Source organism: Robinsoniella sp. KNHs210 (assembly GCF_000686105.1).
GTDB classification, from domain to species: Bacteria; Bacillota; Clostridia; order Lachnospirales; family Lachnospiraceae; genus Robinsoniella; species Robinsoniella peoriensis.
On record NZ_JMLZ01000002.1, the window covers coordinates 4999700 to 5023016 of the forward strand.

The window sequence follows — 23317 nt, forward strand, 5'->3', positions numbered from 1 at the left end:
ATCGTTGCAGAGCAAATTTCAAACCAGATATGAAATGCAGTCCGGTATAAGAAATGATTTCTGCAGCGATCTTTTTTTATTGGGAACAAGAACATTGTTTCAGATTAAGCTTTTCCTTCCTAAACTTATTGTCTAAAAAGATTTGAAAGTGCTCGGCTGAGCCGATTGTAAAATTATTTTTTCCCAGAGCCAGATATCTGCTGCCATGCTCCAGAAAATAATAATTTTCAATTAATGTCCAGCTTTTAATGCCGGACCAGTCCACAACCGTTGTTTCTTCCGGAGTGATCTGGGTGAGCGTACTGGGGGTAATCTGAAAAGTCATCTTTTTGCCGCAAAGGCAGGATTGTTTTGACCTGCGAAGCTTACGAACAAAGGATCTTTTGTAAAAATCTTTTGCAAAATAAATAAAGATAATTCCAAGAACCAATGCACACATTCCGGCAGCACCCAGGCTCCAGCTTCTTAAATGCGGAGCCTGGCTTAAAGCCAAAACACTTACGAGCAGAAAGCCAATTCCCCAAAGCTGGTAACGTTTCACTGCTTTAAATGCCGGAGTATCATTTTCTAACAAGGTATTATAATATAATTTTTCAAATCCATCATCATAAGACGTTTCATTCTGAAATAAAAGTTCCAAGATACACACCTCCTTTTGAGTCTGATAAATCATTGCAATAATCGGCACGCTCTGTCCTGCTAAAATTAAATTCATATATCTTTGATGAAGGCATTTTCAGACATGCTTTGATTGTCTATTATATACGGTAAATGTGATTTTTATATGAAAAATCAGAGAAAGAATACAATATTGCTGATATTAGGTTACGGTTTTCCTTTAATTACTACTTTAATTAAAGAACAGATTCTGATATAATAACAAAAACAGAACAAATGTTCGAAAATGTAAGGAGGAATTATCATGGCGTTTGGTACAGGGATTAATATGGATTCACCGGATGCGGGAAGAATTCGGGGAAAGCAGATAGAAATAGCATGTTACTGCTGGTTTACCCGAACAGGAATCAGCATACCGCGATTAGTGAAATACCAGGATGAAGAAGGAGAAATTCACACGATTGGCAACATTCGTGTACTGTGCTCCGAGCAGAAGAACTTTGCCGGGGTTTCTTCCATGGAATATCAATGTGAGATGGTGGCAGAAGGGATTATGAAAAATGTGAAGCTGATTTTTTTTCCCGATAAGAAAAAATGGGTGATGGTTTACGGGAATGCGTGATAAAATATGGGATTGGAGGACGGAGCATATTGCCAATCCAAATGGTCTATGCTATACTTCCTATTAGAAAATTGTAGGTCTAAAACAGGACTTTACAGATTATCATGATATTAATCAGCATAAATTTCAGTATCGAAAACGATGCCAGTTTAAAGAGTTGAAAATAAAGAAATGGAAAGGAAACCGCAGGAAATGATCTATAATAATGTATTGGAAGCGATCGGACATACTCCCATGGTTCGTTTAAACAGGCTGTCTCAGCCGGACAGCGCCGAGATTCTGGTGAAATACGAAGGTGTAAACGTGGGGGGATCCGTGAAGACAAGAACCGCGTATAATATGATTGCGGAGGCAGAGAAAAAAGGAAAGCTTCACAAAGATTCGGTTATCGTTGAGCCTACCAGTGGAAATCAGGGAATTGGATTGGCTTTGGTTGGGGCTGTAAAAGGATATAAGGTAAAAATTGTGATGCCTGATTCTGTAAGTGAAGAACGCAGGAAACTGGTAACACAGTATGGGGCGGAAGTAATACTGGTTCATGATGAGGGAGACATCGGAGCCTGCATTGAAGAGTGTCTGCAGACAGCCCTGCGCATCGGAGCAGAAGATCCCAATGTCTATATTCCACAGCAATTTATTAATCCGGATAACCCGCTGGTGCATAAATACCATACAGGCGTGGAAATACTAGAACAAGTAGAAGGACCAATTCATGGTTTCTGTTCCGGAGTGGGTACGGGCGGCACACTGTCCGGCATTGGGGAAGTTTTGAAACGGCAAAACCCCGATATTGTGATCTGGGCTGTTGAGCCGGAACATGCGGCAATTTTATCAGGCGGAAGCATCGGAACACATTTGCAGATGGGAATCGGGGACGGACTGATTCCGGAGAATCTGAACATGGATATCTATGAGGATATCTGTATCGTGACAGATGAAGAAGCGCTGGATGTTTCAAAACGCCTTGCCAGAGAAGAAGGGCTGCTATGCGGAATCTCAAGCGGTTCCAATGTGGCGGCAGCCATGCGCCTTGCCAAAAAGCTGGGACCCGGAAAAAGAGTGGTTACCATTCTCCCGGATACAGGGGAACGTTATTATAGCACAGAATTATTTGAAGATGAAAATAACAAACCGCTCTGATAAGTTTTGCGGAGAATGCCTTGTAAAATAGTAGAAACCTATGCTATAATGTCAACAATTACGACAGGTAGTGTGGAAGAAAGCACTTTTACACTGTTTATTTGGACATATCGTAAGCAAGCTTACAATATGTATGCTGTCAAGTGTGGGAATACTACTAACTTTGTAATGAGGCAGTTTCTGCCTGCAGAAAGGATTTACATTCGAAGATGAATAGACAAGAGTTTTTGAATACTTTGCGTTCACAATTATCAGGAGAGATCAGTTCACGGGAAGTGGAAGAGAATATCCGGTATTATGATGAATATATCAGAGACGCAGTCGAAAATGGAAAATCGGAATTCCAGATATTAAACGAGATCGGGAGTCCATTACTGATTGCACGAACAATTATTGAGACTAGTAATAAAGCTAAAGGAACAGGTTATCAGGCACAGAGTCAGGGATCTTCTTTTCAGGAGGATGAGAATGATAACAGGCGTCCAAATGGCAGTTTTCATTCTTTTAATCTTCAGACAGGGATACCAAAGTGGCTGGTGATTACGGGAGTTGTAGTAATCTTAGTTGTATTGCTCAGCATTTTGGGATCCGCAATTGCAATTCTTTCCAGATTCTTTATTCCGATTATAGTAATCGTGCTTGTTGTGGCACTGTTTAAGAGCAGGGGCCGCCGATGAAGATATCTACGAAAGGCATATATGCCTTAGAAATAGCAGTGGATCTGGCAATGCATTCTGATTCAGAGCATTTAGAGAGTATTAAGAATATTGCGGGCAGGAGAAATCTTTCAGAAAAATATCTGGAGCGGATTATCAGTATGCTTAAGAAAGCAAATCTGGTGAGCAGTACCCGGGGGGCAAGAGGCGGATACTGCCTGGCGAAGCCTGCCGGTGAAATTATGGTTTATGATATTCTGACTGCAGTGGAAGGAAACCTGGCGCCGGTTGAATGCCTGATTAAGTCAACCGATTGTGGAATAGATTGTGAGAAATGTCCTACAAGGCGTGTCTGGAATCAAATGTGGGAGCTGATCAAGGATGCTGCGAAAGAGACCAGATTGGAAGATCTGCTCAAAAAAGCCAGTTAGCGTTAATACAAAATAGAGCTGCAGGATAAGAGCAGTTCTATTTTTTTAATGTTTTTAAAATTAGGTATTGACATTTACAGAATTATCCTGTATAACATAGATATATTATTTAACATATCGGTTTGGTAGGAAATAAAACAGGAAAAAGGTGATGAAATGAAAATCTCAACAAAAGGAAGATATGGCCTGCGGGCGCTGGTTGATTTAGCATCGCATTCTACAAGTGAAGCTGTATCACTGGCAAGCGTAGCCAACAGGCAGAAAATATCCGTCAATTATCTGGAACAGGTTTTTGCAACACTCCGAAAAGCCGGATTAGTAAAAAGTATCAAAGGGCCGCAGGGTGGATATATGCTTGCAATGAAGCCGGAAGAGATGCAGGTATCTGATATATTAACAGCTTTGGAAGGCAAGTTCAGTATTATAGATGAAGTGGCGCCCAATGAGCAGCAGGATAAAGTACAAATGGCGATTAATGAACTGGTTTGGGAGAAGATCAACCAGCAGGTAAATCATTATCTGGAAAGCACCACACTGGCTGATTTAGTAGAAGAGTATCAGAAATTAAATGGGGAAGAAGAATATATGTACTATATATAATAATTATAATACGTAATATTCTTTCAGAAATAATTCCTACTAAGTAAATAATGTTAATTGGAATACTAAGTGCATAAAATAAGCACAGTATGAAAATAAATTTGTGGTAAAAGCCACGTGCTGCAGCATATGAAAGGCTGCACCAGCATAACTCGTTCAGACAATGAGAATATAGTGAAAAGTGAGGAGAAATATTATGAGTGAAAAGAGAGAATTAAAATTTGAGACACTTCAATTACACGTAGGACAGGAAAATCCGGATCCGGTAACCGATGCAAGGGCAGTACCGATCTATCAGACATCTTCTTATGTTTTCAAGAACTGCGCACATGCCGCAGCACGTTTTAACCTTACAGATGCAGGTAATATCTATGGAAGGCTTACCAACACCACACAAGACATTTTCGAACAGCGTATAGCAGCGCTGGAAGGCGGAGTAGCAGCACTGGCGGTAGCTTCCGGAGCTGCAGCAATTACATATACATTTCAGAATCTGGCACATGCAGGCGATCATATCGTAGCAGCCAAGACAATATACGGCGGAACCTATAATCTTCTGGAACATACCCTTCCGGAATACGGAATTACAGCAACATTTGTAGATCCGGATGTGGAAGGCAGTTTTGAAGCGGCAATTCAGGAAAATACCAAAGCAGTTTTTATAGAGACCATCGGCAATCCCAATGCAAGCCTGATTGATATTGAAAAGGTGGCGGCAATTGCCCATGCGCATAAAATACCATTAGTGGTTGACAGCACTTTTGCGACACCTTACCTGGTACGCCCTATTGATTTGGGAGCAGATATCGTAGTACACTCTGCAACGAAATTTATTGGAGGACACGGAACAACCATTGGAGGGGTAATTGTTGACAGCGGAAAATTTGACTGGGAAGCATCCGGAAAGTTTCCGTCACTTACCGAACCAAACCCAAGTTACCATGGAGTAAGCTTTACGAAAGTCGTTGGTCCGGCAGCATTTGTGACCAAGATCCGTGCAATTTTATTGCGTGATACCGGAGCTACACTTTCCCCGATTCATGCATTTATCTTCTTACAGGGATTAGAGACATTATCGCTGCGTGTAGAACGTCATGTAGAAAATGCCTTAAAGGTAGTTGATTATTTAAGCAAACATTCCCAGGTAGAAAAAGTAAATCATCCGGCGCTTTCTGACAGCCCGTATCATGAGCTGTATCAGCGTTATTTCCCTAAGGGAGGGGCTTCGATCTTTACTTTTGAAATCAAGGGCGGATCTCAGGAAGCACAGGATTTCATAGACCATCTGGAAATTTTCTCTTTACTTGCCAATGTAGCGGATGTAAAATCATTAGTAATACATCCGGCAAGTACTACACATTCCCAGATGACAGAAGATGAACTTGCAGGTTCCGGCATTAAACCAAATACAATCCGGTTATCAATCGGTACGGAACACATTGATGATATTATTTATGATTTGGATCAGGCATTTCAGGCAATTGCTAAGTAAGGGAACCAGGAGCCTGACGCATTTAAGAAAGGATGTTTAAAATGGCTAAAATATATGGAAGTATTACAGAATTGGTAGGAAAAACTCCCCTTGTGGAATTAAAAAATATTGAAAGTGCTTTAGGGCTGGCGGGTAAAGTGGTAGTGAAATTAGAATACTTCAATCCGGCCGGAAGCGTAAAAGACAGAGTGGCAAAGGCTATGGTGGAAGATGCTGAGAATAAAGGTATCTTAAAACCGGGTGCTACCATTATTGAACCAACCAGCGGAAACACCGGTATCGGGCTTGCCAGCGTAGCAGCGGCAAAAGGCTATAAAGCTATCTTTACCATGCCGGAGACGATGAGTATTGAAAGAAGAAAATTACTTCTGGGATACGGTGCGGAAATTGTGCTGACGGAAGGTGCTAAGGGAATGAAAGGCGCAATTGCAAAAGCGGAAGAACTTGCAAAAGATATTCCGAATGCCTTTATTCCCGGGCAGTTTGAAAATGCAGCCAATCCGGCAATCCACGCGGCTACAACAGGACCGGAGATCTGGGCAGATACGGAAGGTGCGGTAGATATGTTTATTGCCGGAGTTGGTACCGGCGGAACATTAAGCGGAACCGGCGTATTCTTAAAATCCAAGAAACCGGAAATAAAAGTCATTGCTGTAGAGCCTGCTGCGTCACCGGTTTTATCAAAAGGTACCGGCGGACCTCATAAAATTCAGGGAATTGGTGCCGGTTTTGTACCCAAGAACCTGAATCAGAATGTCTATGATGAAATTGTAACAGTAGAAAATGCAGAAGCATTTGAGGCTGCAAAGCTGATTGCAAAAAAAGAAGGTATTCTGGTTGGAATTTCTTCCGGAGCAGCTCTTCACACTGCAATTGAATTCGCGAAAAAGCCGGAGAATGCAGGAAAAACCATTGTTGCGCTACTTCCGGATACCGGAGAGCGTTATCTCTCAACAGAATTATTTGAAGCATAAGGATTATCAGGCGCCGGTAGTTTACCGGCGCTTTCTATATGGAAAGAATTTTTTCCGGGCATTGAAATGCAATTTCATTTTATTTTAATAACAGCTTTCTTTTATGGGAAAAATATTGTAGAATGTAAGCAAATATTGGAATAACAGCGTTGAAAATAAAAAGAGTAGGAATTGCAAAAATGGAACAGATTACAGACTATAAACTATTACTGGATACGGCGGTGCTGGCAGGACAGATCATGCTGCGAAACGGCGCCGAGATTTACCGTGTGGAAGACACCATTCACCGTATCTTAAAAGTATCCAGCCTAAAGACCACAGAAGCTTACGTTACAACTACCGGTATGATTGTTACGCTGGATGATCCCCAGATCGATTCGCTGACCGTTATTCGAAGAATTGCAGACCGGGAGACAAATCTTAATAAAATTACTCTTGTAAATACCATATCCAGAAGATTTTGTGCCGGGGAAATTACCCTGAAAGAAGCATTTCATGATCTGAAACACCTGGAATCCCGGGAATATTCCCAGAAAGTATTGGACCTTTCTACTATTGTAGTTGCATCGGCCTTTGCGCTTTTATTGGGCGGAACGGCTATGGACGCTTTAGGTGCGGCAATAGATGGTGCACTGCTGGTACTGGTGTTAAAGCTGGGAATTAAAATTGGTTTTAATCCATTTTTTAAAGATGTTGCTGCATCTGCTGTAATAGCGGTGGGTGCGATCCTTCTGTCCAGAATACCATTTACCGTTATGAATATGGACATGATCATTATTGGTACCATTATGCCCCTGGTGCCCGGAGCTGCCATTACGAATGCTATTCGGGATACGCTTCAGGGGGATTATGTTGCAGGCGGTGCAAAAGCCCTGGAGGCATTTGTAAAGGCCGTTGCAATTGTTATTGGTGTGGCATTCGGAATGATTATTATGGGAGGTGTAAAGGCATGATTGTACAGGTAGTGAGTGCATTTGTTGCAATATTAGCGTTTTCAACGGTGATACAGGTACCGAAAAAATATCTGGTGTACTGTGGACTGATCGGAGCGGCAGGGTGGCTTGTGTATCTGCTGAATGCAGACAGTAAGGGAATTGTAATGGCGAACTTTCTCGCAGCACTTGTGATCGCATTGATTTCCCATGTGTTTGCCAGAATATTTAAAGCTCCGGTAACGGTATTCTTAATCCCGGGAATTCTGGTTATAGTGCCGGGAGCCGGTATGTACCGGACGGTTTATCAGATCTTTTTAGGGGAACAGCAAAAGGCGATGAATTCACTGCTTCAGACGATTGAAATAGCAGGAATGATCGCTTTGGCAGTATTTATTATGGACTCTGTGTTCGATATGATTCGCAATAAGAAGTGGAAAAAAATAAAGGCAGAATAGGAACCGGAACTGTTCTTTGGAGAATATTTAGACAGTGAAAGACCCAAGCAGGGGAGCTACTTGGGTCTTTCGAGGGGAGTATAAATAATTAATAAGGGGTTTGTAAAAAAAATTTTTTGAAGGGTAAATTCTTTTTACATCTCAAATTATAATATAGATTGGAAAAAAATGCAATACATATTTTTTACTATTTTTGAGATAATAAATTTTGTAATAAAAATATTTATTATTCAGGAGGGAATGAAACTATGGCAAAGAATATGAATTCTAAAAACCAGACTCAAAATAGTACGAACAACTATGAATCTAATGTAGAATCAAAGAACAAAGCAAGTAACAAAGCTAGCAATTCTTATAAGGATGCAAGCGAAAAAAACAGTGCTTACAACAGTACTAATGAATCCGAGAATTCCTATAACTCTTACAAGAACAGCAATTCTTCTAAGAACGCTACAAGCAACAATACTTCCAAAAATGCAAGCCGCAATGCTTCTTCAGACTGTCACCACGAATCTGATGAATACAGCGATTGCAACTACTAAAACCGGATATCTGACATCAGGTAGGGACAGCAAGTAAAATCAACCGGTTTTAAAGAGAGATGGAGTCTTGGCCACAATACGGCCGGGGCTCTGTTTTTTTGCACACATTTCCAGATTTCTGCATATATTAAGTCAGGAAGGAGTGTATGTATTTATGAATTTTGAGATGATTGCACCGAAACAACTGGATACGTACGTCAGGGATAAAAGCGCATTTATTATAGATCTCAGAACACCGGACGAATTCGTAGAACGTCATATAAAAGGAGCTGTAAATATCCCATATGAAAGTTTGGGCAATTGTTATACACTGCCCCAGGATATGATGATTATCGTATATTGTGAACGTGGTTCCATCAGTATGGCTGCAGCCAGGGAACTTGCGGAAAAAGGCTATCGTGTAAAGACAATGATCGGTGGAATCCACGCTTACCGTGGAAGATACCTGGAATCCTATCGCCATACCTTATAGTTCGTATTTTAGAAAATATTAAGGAAGTAAAAATATTGACAGGGGCAGACACTGGCATTAATATAGGAGATAGATGAAAAGAATGGAGGAAATGCAAATGAAACTTATGTTTGCGTCAGATATACACGGATCATCTTTTTACTGTAAAAAGATGTTAGAGGCATACAGATTAGAAAAGGCAGGACGCCTGGTGCTTCTGGGAGATATTCTTTATCATGGACCAAGAAATGATCTACCAAAGGAATATGCTCCCAAAGAGGTCATCTCCATGTTGAATCCTTTGAAAAATGAGATTTATGCAGTAAGGGGCAATTGTGAGGCAGAAGTGGATCAGATGGTTTTGGAATTCCCTGTAATGGCAGATTACTGTATTATTATGGAGGGGGATAACACAATTTATGCCAGTCATGGTCATGTCTTCCACAAAGACAATCTGCCTCCTTTGGCAGAAGGGGATATCTTTATTCATGGACATACCCATGTACCCGTTGCCCAAAAGTATAAGCATTTTACCTTATTAAACCCGGGTTCCGTGTCATTGCCAAAAGAGGGAAATGTGCCAACGTATGGAATTTTAGAAAATGGAGTATTTTCAATTAAAGATTTTGAAGGAAATACCGTGAAACAACTGGCATTATAAGAAAAAAGCATTATAAGAAACCTGCAAATGCAGACAGATAGGAGAAAAAATGAAACAAATTGAATTAATAGCACCTTGCCACTTTGGGCTGGAAGCCGTTTTAAAGCGTGAGATCATTGACCTTGGATATGAAGTCAGTCAGGTAGAAGATGGACGAGTTACCTTTTTAGGAGATATGGAAGCTGTGAGCTATGCCAATGTATTTTTAAGGTCAGCAGAGCGTATATTATTAAAAGTCGGGAAAGTCCATGCTGAGTCTTTTGATGAATTGTTTGAGTGCACAAAAGAACTTCCATGGGAAAATTTCATTCCAAAGGATGGCAAATTCTGGGTGACTAAGGCTACTTCTATTAAGAGCCAGCTGTTTAGCCCTACGGATATACAGTCGATCATGAAAAAAGCCATGGTTGAACGTTTAAAAGGCGTATATGGCATACAGTGGTTTGAAGAAACAGGTCCGGCTTATCCGGTACGTGTATTTTTTATGAAAGATGAAGCTACTATTGGTATTGATACATCCGGAGTCTCCCTTCACAAGCGCGGATACCGTCAGCTTACAAGTAAGGCACCGATTACAGAGACACTTGCGGCTGCACTGATTATGCTGACACCCTGGAACAAAAGCAGAATACTGGTTGATCCCTTTTGCGGAAGCGGTACCTTTCCAATAGAAGCAGCTTTAATGGCTGCCAACATAGCTCCCGGGATGAACCGTTCTTTCTTATCGGAAGACTGGGACAACCTGGTAACGAAGAAACACTGGTACAATGCAATGGATGAAGCAAGAGAAAATGTAAATGATCAGATAGAAGTGGATATACAGGGATATGATATGGACGGTGACGTGATAAAATCAGCCAGAGAAAATGCAAAGCTGGCAGGTGTGGATCATCTGATTCATTTTCAGCAAAGAGCCGTTTCCCAGCTGAATCATCCAAAAAAATACGGATTTGTAATTACCAATCCACCGTATGGGGAGAGAATTGAAGATAAAGAAAACCTGCCGGGATTGTACCGGGAGATAGGAGAGAGCTTTAAGCGGCTGGATTCCTGGTCAGAATATCTGATTACCTCTTATGAAGATGCGGAAAAGTATATTGGAAAAAAAGCAGATAAGAACAGAAAGATTTATAATGGAATGATAAAAACATATTTTTATCAATTCTTGGGACCCAGACCGCCTAAGATTAAAAAATAAGGGGTAGACATTGATTAAAAAAATTCAGACATTCATTGTGATTCTAATTGTATTGCTGATTGGATACGGAGCATTTCAATATATGGAGCCGGAGATACGTGCGCTGTTAGACGGCAAAAAGCAGCAGGAACACAGGCAAACGGAAAGTGGTTCCAATACCCGGGACAGCAGCATGGAAGATAATACAGAGCCGGCGGGCAAGGATGAAAATGTAAGGCTGCCAAAGTCATATGACAGCCGGAATGAAGCAAGGGCTCCTGTTATTAAAAATCAGGGTGAGCTTGGCACCTGCTGGGCGGTAGCCACGTCCTCGGCGCTGGAATCCTCCCTGCTTCCAAGGGAACACCTTGTATTTTCTGCGGACCATATATCACTTCGGAATCATTTTGCAAAGAATCAGAACGATGGCGGAGATTATACCATGGCAATGGCGTATCTTGCCGGATGGCAGGGACCTGTACTGGAACAGGATGACCCTTATGGAGATGGTGTTTCACCGGATGGGCTGACACCGGTGAAGCATGTACAGGAGATCCAGATGATTAAGGATAAGGATTATGATGCAATAAAACGGGCAGTTTATGACCATGGTGCTGTTCAGTCTTCCCTTTATATGGATCTTCAGAATACAGTGAGTTCATCGGTGTTTTTTAATAAGATTAACAATACGTATTGTTATGTGGGAAATGCCCGCTCTAATCATGATATTTTAATTATTGGATGGGATGACCACTATCCGGCGGACAAATTTAATGCGGATATTAAGAAGGATGGGGCGTTTATCTGCCAGAACAGCTGGGGGGCAGACTTCGGGGAAGACGGCATTTTTTATGTCTCATACGAAGATGCCAATCTTGGAAATAATTGTGTTGCCTATTCCAGGATCGAAAATACGGGGAATTATGACCATATTTACCAGACAGACCTGTGCGGCTGGGTAGGGCAGATCGGGTATGGCTCTGATACCTGCTATTTTGCAAATGTATATGAAGCAAAGCAGGATGAAACTCTGAGTGCAGTGGGATTCTATGCTACGGGGAAAGATACGGAGTATGACATTCATATCATTGAAGAGTTTGACGGGCCTTCCTCCTTGATTTCCTGGAGTCCTGCCCAGAGCGGTAAATTTGGCAACGGAGGGTACTATACCGTAGATCTGGAGGAGCCGGTGAAAGTGGCTAAAGGCCAGCGTTATGCAGTTATGATAAAAATAAAATCTCCCGGTCTGCAGTATCCGGTTGCAACGGAATATCAGGCAGATGAAGCAACTAAGAACGTGGATATTGCCGATGGTGAAGGGTATATCAGTATGAGCGGATATTCCTGGACAAGAACAGAAACAGAGCATTCCTGCAATGTCTGTCTGAAGGTATACACCAGGGATGCGCAGTAACGGTATTGGTTTACAGACGCAATCCCGGTGTGTTATAATTTTGGTAAATTTACATAAGAAAAATTAACATGAGGAAAAGGGTGGAACAGTGAGTAAGAGAATTATTTTCGCAACTGGTAATCAGGGAAAAATGAAAGAAATAAAAATGATACTGGCTGATCTGGATGTTCAGGTAGTCTCATTGAAAGAAGCCGGAATTGAAGCCGATATTGTAGAAGACGGAGCAACATTTCAAGAAAATGCTGTTATTAAGGCTAAGACTATTATGGAAATGACCGGCGATATTGTACTGGCAGATGATTCAGGGTTAGAAATTGATTACCTGAATAAAGAGCCGGGTATCTATTCGGCAAGATATATGGGAGAAGATACTTCTTATGATATAAAAAATAATAATCTTATCGGGCGTCTGAATGGTGTGCCTGATGAAAAAAGGACGGCTCGTTTTGTATGTGTCATTGCAGCAGCATTTCCAAATGGTGAAATTTTGACTACGGAAGGAACCATTGAAGGTATGATTGGATATGAGATAAAAGGAAGCAATGGTTTTGGCTATGATCCTATATTTTATCTTCCCCGGTATAAATGTACGACGGCAGAACTGGATATGGAATTGAAAAATGAATTAAGCCACAGAGGAAAAGCGCTTCGGGCGATGAAAGAACAATTAAAAAATAAAATTTAGAGGAGCATGGTGCCAGATGAAGATCCTGATTGTAAGTGATACGCATCGCAGAGATGCCAATTTAAAAGAGGTCTTATTAAAAGTTAGCCCGATCGACAAATTAATCCATCTGGGGGATTCTGAGGGCAGTGAGGACTATATCAGGCAGATTGCTGACTGCCCGGTACATATTGTAAGCGGAAATAATGACTTCTTCAGTGATTTACCACGTGAAGAAGAATTGCAGCTTGGGAAATATAAAATTCTGCTCACTCATGGACATTATTATTATGTATCACTGGATACACGTTCGATCAAAGAAGAGGCAAAAGCAAGAGGATTTGACATTGTAATGTTTGGACATACACACAGGCCGGTTTTAGAGATACAGGAAGATATTATAGCATTAAATCCGGGCAGTTTATCCTATCCCAGACAGGATGGGAGAAAACCAAGCTATATTATCATGGAACTTGATAATAAGGGAGAAGCACATTTTACAATAAATTTTTTAGGGTGAAGAGCTCGATTTGACCAATTTGAAGAAATAAATCCAAAAAATAAATTGGCGAAAAAGCCCGAATATTCAACACTTTCGGGCTTTTTCAAAAAAATAAAAAAATATTTGAAAAAAGTTGTTGACATTTGGTGTGAGCTATAATATAATATGTCTTGCGTCAGGGAACAGACGAAACAACAAAAACAAACAAGACACCATCGGGGTGTGGCTCAGCTTGGCTAGAGCGCCTGGTTTGGGACCAGGAGGTCGCAGGTTCGAATCCTGTCACCCCGACTTGTTCCTAAAATAACGCAGATATGCGGGTGTAGTTCAATGGTAGAACACTAGCCTTCCAAGCTAGATACGTGGGTTCGATTCCCATCACCCGCTGTTTGAGTCTGTAGCTCAGTTGGATAGAGCAACGGCCTTCTAAGCCGTGGGTCGGGGGTTCGAATCCCTTCAGGCTCGTTTTTCTTTGCAGAGATCATATGTCTGCTGCAAAGAAAGCAAAATTAATATGGTGGATATAGCGCAGTTGGTTAGCGCGCCAGATTGTGGCTCTGGAGGCCGAGGGTTCGAATCCCTTTATCCACCCTAACCACACATTGGGCTATCGCCAAGCGGTAAGGCACAGCACTTTGACTGCTGCATTCGTTGGTTCAAATCCAACTAGCCCAGTTTGGCGAAAGCCGTAAGAAATATAAACCCATAGTATGGTTAAAAATTAAATACGGGATATTAGCTCAGTTGGTAGAGCACTTGACTTTTAATCAAGTTGTCCGGGGTTCGAATCCCCGATGTCTCATTACTATAAAATAGCGGAAATGTCTGTAAATACAGGTGTTTCCGCTATTTTAGTTCAGGTACAAGTTAGTCATATCTGACACGTTAAGAAGTCGTCAAATATTGTTACAAAAATGACTTTTTTATTTGGGCACTTTTGGAATCCCTGATATTACACCAAATAATTAATTGGAAAACCAATCAACAAGGCTTTCCAATTTTTTGCTTTCATCACCGCTTTTAGTATACACACAATTGTCAGAAAGCATTTTCTAACACGCTCTCGGAAAACAATGATAAACTAACGCGCTGTCTGAACGCCGTTTCATTCAATGATACAATATCTCAGAATACAGATAAATAACCTCAATAGGTGTGTCCGGATTTTCAATCCGGTAAAAAAGCTGCCTGATCAGACGCTTTCCAAGAGCTGATGTATTAATGTTAACGGTTGTTAAGAAATCCTTCATATCAATATAATCGGCAATATTGTCATAGCCTGTCAGGTTCACCTCTTCCGGGACCCGGATACCCATGAGCATCAGCTCCTGGTAAACTACATGGGCAACGAAGTCACTGACACACACAAAGGCATCCGGCAGCTTCCGCAGACCGGATAAATAATTATGGATTTCTTCTACATAAGTTTCTATTCCAATGGTACCTGTTTTGCAGTAAGCAGGATCAATATGGGACGCATGCCTGGTTATGGATGCGGTGTAGCCTTCGTAACGCAGTTTGTTAGTCAGGGCATAGTTGATATCTCCGATAAATCCGATCTTTTGGCGCCCTGAGGCAAACAGATAGTCGGTAATTTTTTCTACGGAGCTTTTGCCCTCCAGCAGAAGCATGTCTCCAGTCAGTGTATCCAGAGAAAAATTGGTTACGGCATCCAAAAATACCTTTGGGATTGGAAGTCTGTTTAAAATGGACAGGAGCTTTGCATCGTACACGTTTAGAATAATAATCCCCTGTACCTGACCGGAAGTGAGTGGTGGCGGCAAAATATAATCCTTCGGGATTTCGGTAGGGACGTAGGTGTACATAAGGCTGCATCCGGCTTGTGTGACCTCTTTCGCAATTTCATGTATGATATTGCTCCAGAACACAGAAGAATCGGGTCTGGACACTACGACGGATATAGTAGCACTCTCGTGACTGGTATTGGTCATTAGAGCCGGATTTGCATGTACTGTATTATTTGTAAACTGTTCCGGCAGTGGGTAGCCAAGCAGGGCAGCTTCCTTTATAATCAGATTGCTCTTAACTTCGGAAACGCCCGGATGATTATTCAGTACCTTCCAGACGGTGACACGGGAGACGCCTGCGGCCTCTGCAATATCCTGCATAGTTGGTTTTTTCATATTATATACCTCGCACATCATATAAGATGTCTGCGTGAGAACGGAAACGACTCGACTTTAGCAGATACCTTTTTTTATTATTCTACCAAATCACAGGAGGTTACGCAATAGGTTTTGTTTAAAATGTTAAAACCGATGTTAAAAATAAGAAAAAATGTAAAAAAAGATTTATAGGAAAATGTGTATAACAATTTTTGCTAAGCAGCCGGATCATTGTTTCCAAGTAAAAGAATTGAAAGTAAAAGAAATGAAAATAAAAGAAATGAAAGTAAAAAGATTTTGGAAGCAGAAGGTTTTAATGCATTTGGAAGTAAATTTAAGAAGCAGAAGGATCGCGGATAATTCGTATGAGGAAAAATCCGATATCTTTTTCTGCTTCTTATTTTTTGTACATCGTTTTTCCTGTTTAGTTATGTATGATATTTCTGCTTCATAGTAAAGGATTGCAGCATTTATCTAATGAGTGGCTCAATAATACTTCATATTCTGCTGCGTAAATTAGATATGTTTAATAAGAAACGATTTTAACAATATGTTAAAAAACATCATTTTCAATATACATTATATAATAAAAAACTCTTTCTAAATTGTGCAAAATGTTAAATAAATACAAAAATGAATTGTTTATATTGACAAATATATATAGCATATGTAAAATAAGAGCAGATATAGCAGTTATCAAATGTATAATATTTATATATTTTGTTAAAAAGCTATGTTAAATAATATTGAACAATAAATAGAAAAGGAGAGACAGAAAATGAAAAAAAACGATAAGGTTAGCAACAAACCCCTTAAAGTGAAGAAAGTACGAAGTAAATCTGCAGTAAGGGGGGACATCTCTTTGTGGATGTTTGTCCTGCCAGGATTAATTCTGACATTTATCTTCAGTTATATTCCCATGTATGGAGTACAGATTGCGTTTCGGGATTTTAATCCAAGACTGGGGTTTTTGGGAAGTCCATGGGTTGGGTTTAAATACTTTATCCGGTTTTTTGAATCTCCTTATTTTGCATCTACAATAAAGAATACCTTCTTAATCAGTATCTATTCTCTGGTTGCCGGGTTCCCCATTCCGATTCTTCTGGCTTTGGGACTGAATTCTTTTAAGCATAAGAAATACCGTAAGGTAATTCAGACAGTTACCTATGCACCGAACTTTATTTCCGTGGTTGTTATGTGCGGTATGCTGTTGTTATTTCTTTCACCGGATGCCGGTATTATCAACAAGATACTTTCTTTTTTCGGCATTGCACCGATAAATTTTATGGGAGACAAGTCTTACTGGAGACACATCTATGTATGGTCCGGTATTTGGCAGAGCATGGGGTGGAATTCGGTTATTTATTTTGCGGCTCTTTCGGCAGTCAGCCCGGACCTGCATGAAGCAGCAATTATGGATGGTGCAAATAAATTCCAGCTTATCCGGCATATTGATTTACCAAGTATTATGCCCACCGCAATTATCCTATTGATTATGAGCTGTGGAAGTATTCTTTCAGTAGGGTTTGAAAAAGTATTCCTGCTGCAGAACGACTTGAATAAGAGCGTATCTGAAATTATTTCTACCTATACATATCAGGTTGGTCTTGTTGAAAATAATGTTTCCTATTCAGCGGCAATTGGTCTGTTCAATTCGGCGGTCAATGCAGTGATGCTGATCACTGTAAATAAAATAGCCCGTAAGTCTTCGGGTATTAGTTTGTACTAGAGAGGAGGAATTAATTGATGAAGAAATTCAGACAACAGTCAGCAACCGATAAGTTCTTTGATATTTCCCTGTTTATCATACTGACAGTTATTTTAATCATTGTAGCTTATCCCCTTTACTTTATTATAATTTCCTCCATCAGCGACCCCAAGGCAGTTGCCAGCGGAATGGTAACATTTCTGCCGGTAGGAATTAATTTTGCGGGTTACCGGGAAGTGTTTAAGAATTCTTTAGTCGTATCGGGATTTATCAATGCAATCGTATACACAGCATGTGGTGTCTGTGTCAATCTGGTCGTGACGATTCCTACCGCCTATGCCTTATCCAGAAGCAGGTTCGGCGGAAAGACAATCGTGACCTGGTTCTATATGATTACGATGTTTATCAGCGGTGGTATGATTCCGACCTACCTGGTTGTCAAAAATCTGCATATGCTGGATACTATGTGGTCGTTAATTCTTCCGGGGGCACTCAGTGTCTACAATATGATTGTTGCCAGAACGTTTTTTCAAAGCAATCTGCCGGAGGAACTGTGGGAGGCAGCCAGTGTGGATGGTTGTACCCAGACAAAGTTTTTCTTTAAAATTGCTTTACCGCTGTCCAAATCAATTATTGCAATTATGGTGCTGTATTATGGTGTAGGACATTGGAACTCTTATTTCAGCGCATTGCTTTATTTGAAAGATGATGCAAAGTTCCCGCTGCAGTTAGTGCTTCGTTCCATTCTGATTCAGAATCAGGCGGCCCTTGCCCAGCAGGTGACAAGTGTTTCAGCCCAGGTAGCACTGGAAGCACAGCGGCAGTTAGTTGAACTTATGAAATATTCGCTGATTATTATTTCCAGTATTCCAGTCATGATTATGTATCCCTTTGTCCAGAAGTATTTTGTAAAGGGAGTTATGATTGGGTCAGTTAAAGGGTAACACATAACATGCTAAGTGTATGTGGCAGTCAAAATAAAAATCTAAAAGAAAAGGAGTATGAGTATGAAAAGAAAAAGAGTGTTGGCAGTTTTAGTATGTGCAGCAGCCCTTACTGCAATGGGAATGGGAGGATGCAGCAAAAACAGTGCTTCATTAGAAGCAGCCGGTCCGGCTAATGACAAAGTGGATGAAGATGGAAAGGTAAATGGTGTATTTTACGAAACAGGGCTTCCGATTGTTGATAAAGATACATATAGTTTTTCCATCTTCTGTGATGACTCTTCTGAAAATGGTGAGTACTGGATGATGGATGAGATGGAAAGGCAGACGAATATTAAGGTGAACTTAGAGTATTTCCCAAATGAGGTGGCAAAGGAAAAGTTGTCTCTGGCATTAAGTTCGGGAGACTATGCGGACTGTATCGGTGGATGGCTGTTTCAGGATAGCGACATCCTGAAATACGGTGTTGACCAGAAGATTTTCATTCCCCTGGAAGACTATTTTGAGAAATATGCGCCAAATATTATGAAGATTCTGGAAAGAGAAGGAGTCAGAGAAGCAATGACAGCTCCGGATGGACACATCTATACTATACCATACGTAGTAGATGCTCCGCTGGTAGATTATGAACCTTACATCAATGAAAAATGGCTGAATAATCTGGGGCTGGAAATGCCGACCACCACAGATGAGTTCGAAAAAGTATTGATGGAGTTTAAAGAAAAAGATGCTAATGGAAATGGGGACCCAAATGATGAGATACCAATGACTTTTGATCCCAATAATAAACATATTGGTTATCTGTGCGGATATTTCGGTATGCCGGTAGATGATTACGGAATGAGTATGAAAGATGGAAAACTGATATTCGGAGCCAATAGCGATGAATATAAGAATGGTATTAAATGGCTTAAAAAGTTATATTCCCAGGGACTGATTGATCCGGAAGCATTTACGCAGGATTTAAGCCAGTGGAAGGCTAAAGGTTCCCAGGATCGGTATGGCTGTTCTATGATGTATGCCAGCAGTGAGATTATACCATTTCTGGCAGGGGAAGAACCAGATTTTAAACCCCTTCCTGTGTTGAAAAGCCCGGATACGGATAATCCTGTATGGCTTAGAGATTCGTATGGAGCCTCTGTTATAAAGACGCAGGTTGTTATTACGGATAAAGCGAAGGATGTAGGGGCAATTATCAGATGGTGGGATGATTTATTTGAATATGAGAACTCTGCACAGAAGACAGCCGGTCCTTTAGATATATGTATTTTTAAAGATGGTGATGGATACCGTGCGATTGATAAGGCAACCCTTTCACCAGAAGATGAAAAGAAGTATTCATGGGCGAATCTGTTTCCGCAGTCTTTGCCACATTACCTGCCGCAGGGATTTAAATTTAAAGAAGACGTGCCGATGTATCAGGAAAAGGATAAAGCAGATGAAGTTTATGAGCCTTATTTAACGGAAGCAATTCCATCTTACTGGGTTTCTTTAGATGATACTGCTGAATTCTCCGATATTCAGACTTCCCTTCGGGATTTCATTGCCCAAAAGGCAGCAGAATGGATTGCTGGACAGTCAGATATTGATAAGGAATGGGACAGTTATTTAGAGCAGCTGAATACACTGGGGCTGCAGGAGTATATAAAAATACGTGAAAAAGCCTTGCAGACAACGGAGGAAGCAGCAACGGAAACAGCACAATAGAAAGATAAGCAGTAAGGAGGCACCATGAGTGAAGAAAATATGCATTTACAGGAAATGTTAAGATCAGAAAAAAAGGCAGAGGACATTAAGGACGCAGAAAACATTAAACAGGCGAAAGAGAAAAAGGGTGCGAATGACATAATGGATGCAAAAGACATAAAGGAAATAGAAATAAAGGATGCAAAAGATGTAATAAAAGAAATAGAAGAAACAGAAGAAACAGTAGAAGACAAAGTCGCTGCCGGTGTACATAATTACAGTGCAGAAGAGGAATATGTCATGCCGGATGATCCAAAGGTTCTTCAAAAACTCCAGTGGTTTCAGGATCAGAAGCTGGCGCTGATGATGCACTGGGGAGCTTATTCCCAGCTTGGTCTTGTGGAGTCCTGGGCACTGTCTGATGCCGATGCAGAGTGGTCCAGGGGTGGTGTTGACTGGGAGATTACAGGCGAAGAGTTTAAAAAGGAATATTTTAATCTGAACAAAACCTTTAATCCGGTTCGCTTTGAACCGGAGAAATGGGCAGATCTGGCGAAAAGAGCAGGTATCCGGTATCTGATCTTTACAACCAAACACCATGATGGCTTCTGCATGTGGGACAGTGCTTATTCAGACTATAAAGTAACGGCAGAGGATTGTCCGTTCCATACCCATAAATACGCGGATATCTGTGCCCACCTGTTTGAATCCTTCCGAAAGAGAGGAATCGGTATCGCCGCATATTTCTCAAAAGCGGACTGGCATGTGGACAGTTACTGGAGTGATGGATATGCAAGGGGTAACTATATGCACAGAGGACCGTCATATGTACCCCGGGAGCATCCGGAGCAGTGGAAAAAGTTTGTGGATTTCACCCAGAATCAGATAAAGGAACTGGCAACGAGTTATGGAAAACTGGACATTATGTGGTTTGACGCAGGCTGGGTCAGTGATATCGGATTAGGAGAGACTATAGAAGAGATCCGGAAATTCCAGCCCGGAATGCTTTGCGCGGACCGCACTATGGGTGGACCTTATGAAAACTATATTACACCGGAACAGTGCGTTCCCAAGGAACCCCTGAACGTACCATGGGAAAGCTGTATCACCCTTGGCACTTCCTTTTCCTTTGCTTATGAAGACCGTTATAAAACCTGCCGGGAAGTGATAGCACTTTTGGTGGACATTGTGGCAAAGGGAGGAAATCTGGCTATTAATGTGGGACCCCAGCCGGATGGCAGACTTCCAAGAGGCGCTGTGGAATGCCTTGAAGATATGGGAAAATGGCTTTCGGTTTATGGAGATGCCATTTATGGGACCAGAGTATGTGCTCCTTATAAAAAAGATGGAATTGCATTTACAAAGAAAGAAAACTTAGTCTATGCAATTGAAACTTTTGATAAAGAATCGGATCCGGTAAGGGCAGAAGTCTGGATTCCTTATGAGGGAACAGTGACATCCATAACGATGCAGGATACCGGGGCAGAGGTGGAGTTTACCAGAAAAGATACCGGTTATGTTCTTCATCTGCAGGAGTACGGTAAAGAAACAGCGCCGATTGCCAGGGTTTTTTGCCTGAAGTAAAAATAATGGAAGGAGTTTAAGGAGGGATCAATGGAGTCTATGTATATATTACCGGCACCACAGAAAATTATGAAAAAGGAAGGGGCTTTTGCCCTTCCTCATTATGGAAAGATCGAGATGGACGCTTCCTGTCCACAGGATGTATCTTATGCAGCAGATATTTTAAAAAGAGAGATTCTGGATTTTACCGGAATGGATTACAGCTTGAGCCGGGGAACTAAGGGGACAAATGGGGGAGCAGAAATTGTTTTAAAATTAGAGGATTCACTAAAGGAACAAAGCTATGTTCTGGTAATCCGGGAGGAGGGAATCCAGATTACCGGAGGAGGATACCATGGAATTCTTTACGGAATACAAACGCTGCGCCAGATAATCCGCCAGGAAGGCTGTGTATTGCCGCTTGTTGAAATCGAAGATGAACCGGCAATGGAGTTTCGGGGATTTTATCATGATGTTACCAGAGGCAGGATACCTAAACTGGAAACGTTGAAAAAGCTGGCTGATACGTTAAGCTTTTATAAGATAAACCAGCTGCAGCTATACGTTGAACACAGCTTTTTGTTTGAGGGGCTCAGCGAGATGTGGAGAGATGACACGCCGCTGACGCCAGAGGATATTCTGGAACTGGATGCCCACTGCAGAAAAGCAGGGGTGGAACTGGTACCGTCTCTGTCTTCTTTCGGACATTTGTATAAGCTTCTCAGCACAAGAACTTATGAACACCTTTGTGAACTTGCGGATCCTGTGAAGATGCCGTTCAGTTTCCGGGGACGTCAGATGCATCATACCCTGAATGTCACCATGGAAGAAAGTTATGAACTTGCAGTTAAAATGATTGAAGAATATATGCCGTTATTTACCTCGAAGCAGTTTAACATAGGCGCGGATGAAACCTTTGACCTGGGAAAAGGAAAAAGTAAAACTTACGCAGAGGAAGCAGGCATAGACCGGATGTACATTGACTACGTGAAGAAGCTTTGCGGGTATCTTGTGGACAAAGGATATCGACCTATGTTCTGGGGGGATGTAATCTGCGGATTTCCGGAGCTCATGAAGGAACTTCCAAAAGAAACCATTTGTTTAAACTGGGGATATGCATGGAATCAGTGTGAAGACGGAACAAAGGCATTGGCAGAAGCCGGGGCTACCCAGTATGTTTGCCCGGGTGCAGGTGGCTGGAATCAGTTTATTAACCTTATGGAATCTGCCTATATGAATATCAGCAGAATGTGCGCATTTGGCGAAAAGTACCGGGCAATCGGTATGCTGAATACGGATTGGGGTGATTTCGGGCACATTAACCATCCTGATTTCAGTATGCCGGGCATGATCTACGGAGCCGCATTTTCCTGGAACCGAAAAGAAATATCATTTGAAGATATAAACCGTATGATTTCTGTTCTGCAGTATCAGGACAGATCCGAAAGACTGATGTCTGTCGTCAGCCGTATGTGCAGACATGCCGTATTTGACTGGGAGATGGCGGTGCGGTTCCAGGAATTGACGGAATCCGGAATAGAAGATACCTGGTGTATGGAACGGATTAAGTCAAGGGAAAAAGAAATTCTTAAGGCAGAGGAAGAGAATAAAATTCTTAAGTCAGAGGAACTGGAACTGAAAAAATGTGCAAAAGAGATGAATGCCGGACAGAAGAAGGCGGTTCATGATTTCCTGATAGCGGCGGAAGGTATTGCAGTGCTGAACAGTATGGGATTACTAATCTATAAGAGCAGCTTTCAGGGAATGACCGGATGTGCGGATCAGGCAAAAGTGATTGCACAAAAGCTGGAATGCTGGTTCTGTGAATATAAAAAAATGTGGAGAAGTATCAGCAGGGAATCTGAATTGTACAGAGTTTCCCATGTGATATTCTGGTTTGCCGATTTCTTACGGGATATGAAATAGGAAAGCCGGAAAAAAAGTAATCCAAAGAAA

The 23317-nt window shown here is 41.3% G+C and carries 23 protein-coding genes and 6 tRNA genes; 27 read left to right on the forward strand and 2 right to left on the reverse strand.

Annotation, left to right across the window (positions count from 1 at the left end; genetic code table 11):
* Window positions 1-76: 76 nt before the first annotated feature.
* Window positions 77-715: a YcxB family protein gene (locus CD03_RS0128400; protein ID WP_156043054.1), complete on the reverse strand. Its 639-nt coding sequence runs from the start codon at window positions 713-715 to the stop codon at window positions 77-79.
* Window positions 716-922: 207 nt separating this feature from the next.
* Between CD03_RS0128400 and CD03_RS0128405 the strand changes: the two genes are divergently transcribed.
* The 22 genes from CD03_RS0128405 (at window position 923) to CD03_RS0128510 (ending at window position 14136) form a co-directional block, all read left to right on the forward strand.
* Window positions 923-1240, forward strand: coding sequence for a hypothetical protein (locus CD03_RS0128405; protein ID WP_027296508.1), 318 nt, complete (start codon window positions 923-925; stop codon window positions 1238-1240).
* 192 nt (window positions 1241-1432) lie between these two features.
* Window positions 1433-2380, forward strand: a complete 948-nt coding sequence (cysK, locus tag CD03_RS0128410) for a cysteine synthase A (protein ID WP_027296509.1) — start codon at window positions 1433-1435, stop codon at window positions 2378-2380.
* Between the two features lie 209 nt (window positions 2381-2589).
* Window positions 2590-3057 (forward strand): DUF1700 domain-containing protein, encoded by a 468-nt coding sequence (locus CD03_RS0128415; RefSeq protein ID WP_027296510.1) that lies wholly within the window; start codon window positions 2590-2592, stop codon window positions 3055-3057.
* A complete protein-coding gene (locus tag CD03_RS0128420; RefSeq protein WP_027296511.1) occupies window positions 3054-3467 on the forward strand; it encodes an RrF2 family transcriptional regulator in 414 nt (137 codons plus the stop codon). The genes CD03_RS0128415 and CD03_RS0128420 overlap by 4 nt, the downstream gene beginning before the upstream one ends.
* Before the next feature lie 156 nt (window positions 3468-3623).
* Complete coding sequence (locus CD03_RS0128425) at window positions 3624-4067, forward strand: RrF2 family transcriptional regulator (RefSeq protein WP_027296512.1); 444 nt, start codon at window positions 3624-3626, stop codon at window positions 4065-4067.
* Window positions 4068-4263: 196 nt separating this feature from the next.
* Window positions 4264-5559 carry an O-acetylhomoserine aminocarboxypropyltransferase/cysteine synthase family protein gene (locus CD03_RS0128430; protein ID WP_027296513.1) on the forward strand — a complete coding sequence of 432 codons (1296 nt, stop codon included), beginning with the start codon at window positions 4264-4266 and terminating at the stop codon, window positions 5557-5559.
* A 41-nt stretch (window positions 5560-5600) separates the two neighbouring features.
* A complete protein-coding gene (gene cysK, locus CD03_RS0128435; protein ID WP_027296514.1) occupies window positions 5601-6533 on the forward strand; it encodes a cysteine synthase A in 933 nt (310 codons plus the stop codon).
* Between the two features lie 179 nt (window positions 6534-6712).
* The gene (locus CD03_RS0128440) at window positions 6713-7486 is read left to right on the forward strand and encodes a threonine/serine exporter family protein (protein WP_027296515.1); all 774 of its coding nucleotides are present in this window, start codon (window positions 6713-6715) and stop codon (window positions 7484-7486) included.
* Window positions 7483-7923: a threonine/serine exporter family protein gene (locus CD03_RS0128445; RefSeq protein ID WP_027296516.1), complete on the forward strand. Its 441-nt coding sequence runs from the start codon at window positions 7483-7485 to the stop codon at window positions 7921-7923. Before CD03_RS0128440 ends, CD03_RS0128445 begins: the two co-directional genes overlap by 4 nt.
* 248 nt (window positions 7924-8171) lie before the next feature.
* Window positions 8172-8465 carry a hypothetical protein gene (locus CD03_RS35150; protein WP_052378025.1) on the forward strand — a complete coding sequence of 98 codons (294 nt, stop codon included), beginning with the start codon at window positions 8172-8174 and terminating at the stop codon, window positions 8463-8465.
* 154 nt (window positions 8466-8619) lie between these two features.
* Window positions 8620-8937 carry a rhodanese-like domain-containing protein gene (locus tag CD03_RS0128455; RefSeq protein WP_044290453.1) on the forward strand — a complete coding sequence of 106 codons (318 nt, stop codon included), beginning with the start codon at window positions 8620-8622 and terminating at the stop codon, window positions 8935-8937.
* Between the two features lie 97 nt (window positions 8938-9034).
* The gene (gene yfcE, locus CD03_RS0128460) at window positions 9035-9577 is read left to right on the forward strand and encodes a phosphodiesterase (protein ID WP_027296518.1); all 543 of its coding nucleotides are present in this window, start codon (window positions 9035-9037) and stop codon (window positions 9575-9577) included.
* A gap of 49 nt (window positions 9578-9626) precedes the next feature.
* Window positions 9627-10775: a THUMP domain-containing class I SAM-dependent RNA methyltransferase gene (locus CD03_RS0128465; protein WP_027296519.1), complete on the forward strand. Its 1149-nt coding sequence runs from the start codon at window positions 9627-9629 to the stop codon at window positions 10773-10775.
* Between the two features lie 10 nt (window positions 10776-10785).
* Window positions 10786-12168 carry a lectin like domain-containing protein gene (locus CD03_RS0128470; protein WP_027296520.1) on the forward strand — a complete coding sequence of 461 codons (1383 nt, stop codon included), beginning with the start codon at window positions 10786-10788 and terminating at the stop codon, window positions 12166-12168.
* Window positions 12169-12256: 88 nt separating this feature from the next.
* Window positions 12257-12853 carry an XTP/dITP diphosphatase gene (locus CD03_RS0128475; RefSeq protein WP_027296521.1) on the forward strand — a complete coding sequence of 199 codons (597 nt, stop codon included), beginning with the start codon at window positions 12257-12259 and terminating at the stop codon, window positions 12851-12853.
* Window positions 12854-12869: 16 nt separating this feature from the next.
* The gene (locus CD03_RS0128480) at window positions 12870-13352 is read left to right on the forward strand and encodes a metallophosphoesterase family protein (RefSeq protein ID WP_027296522.1); all 483 of its coding nucleotides are present in this window, start codon (window positions 12870-12872) and stop codon (window positions 13350-13352) included.
* A 198-nt stretch (window positions 13353-13550) separates the two neighbouring features.
* A tRNA-Pro gene (locus tag CD03_RS0128485) sits at window positions 13551-13625 on the forward strand.
* A gap of 25 nt (window positions 13626-13650) precedes the next feature.
* Window positions 13651-13721 (forward strand) — tRNA-Gly (locus CD03_RS0128490).
* 4 nt (window positions 13722-13725) lie between these two features.
* Window positions 13726-13799: transfer RNA gene (locus CD03_RS0128495), tRNA-Arg, on the forward strand.
* A 52-nt stretch (window positions 13800-13851) separates the two neighbouring features.
* A tRNA-His gene (locus CD03_RS0128500) sits at window positions 13852-13925 on the forward strand.
* A gap of 12 nt (window positions 13926-13937) precedes the next feature.
* Window positions 13938-14009 (forward strand) — tRNA-Gln (locus CD03_RS0128505).
* 54 nt (window positions 14010-14063) lie between these two features.
* Window positions 14064-14136: transfer RNA gene (locus CD03_RS0128510), tRNA-Lys, on the forward strand.
* 307 nt (window positions 14137-14443) lie between these two features.
* Here CD03_RS0128510 and CD03_RS0128515 read toward each other — a convergent pair.
* Window positions 14444-15478 (reverse strand): LacI family DNA-binding transcriptional regulator, encoded by a 1035-nt coding sequence (locus CD03_RS0128515; protein ID WP_027296523.1) that lies wholly within the window; start codon window positions 15476-15478, stop codon window positions 14444-14446.
* A gap of 760 nt (window positions 15479-16238) precedes the next feature.
* Between CD03_RS0128515 and CD03_RS0128525 the strand changes: the two genes are divergently transcribed.
* From CD03_RS0128525 to CD03_RS0128545, 5 genes are all read left to right on the forward strand, one after another.
* Complete coding sequence (locus CD03_RS0128525; RefSeq protein WP_027296525.1) at window positions 16239-17189, forward strand: ABC transporter permease; 951 nt, start codon at window positions 16239-16241, stop codon at window positions 17187-17189.
* Window positions 17190-17206: 17 nt separating this feature from the next.
* Window positions 17207-18112: a carbohydrate ABC transporter permease gene (locus tag CD03_RS0128530; RefSeq protein WP_044289734.1), complete on the forward strand. Its 906-nt coding sequence runs from the start codon at window positions 17207-17209 to the stop codon at window positions 18110-18112.
* A gap of 63 nt (window positions 18113-18175) precedes the next feature.
* Window positions 18176-19819: an extracellular solute-binding protein gene (locus CD03_RS0128535; RefSeq protein WP_027296527.1), complete on the forward strand. Its 1644-nt coding sequence runs from the start codon at window positions 18176-18178 to the stop codon at window positions 19817-19819.
* 24 nt (window positions 19820-19843) lie between these two features.
* Window positions 19844-21382 carry an alpha-L-fucosidase gene (locus CD03_RS0128540; RefSeq protein WP_242849167.1) on the forward strand — a complete coding sequence of 513 codons (1539 nt, stop codon included), beginning with the start codon at window positions 19844-19846 and terminating at the stop codon, window positions 21380-21382.
* Window positions 21383-21412: 30 nt separating this feature from the next.
* Window positions 21413-23287 carry a beta-N-acetylhexosaminidase gene (locus CD03_RS0128545; protein WP_242849168.1) on the forward strand — a complete coding sequence of 625 codons (1875 nt, stop codon included), beginning with the start codon at window positions 21413-21415 and terminating at the stop codon, window positions 23285-23287.
* Window positions 23288-23317: the final 30 nt, after the last annotated feature.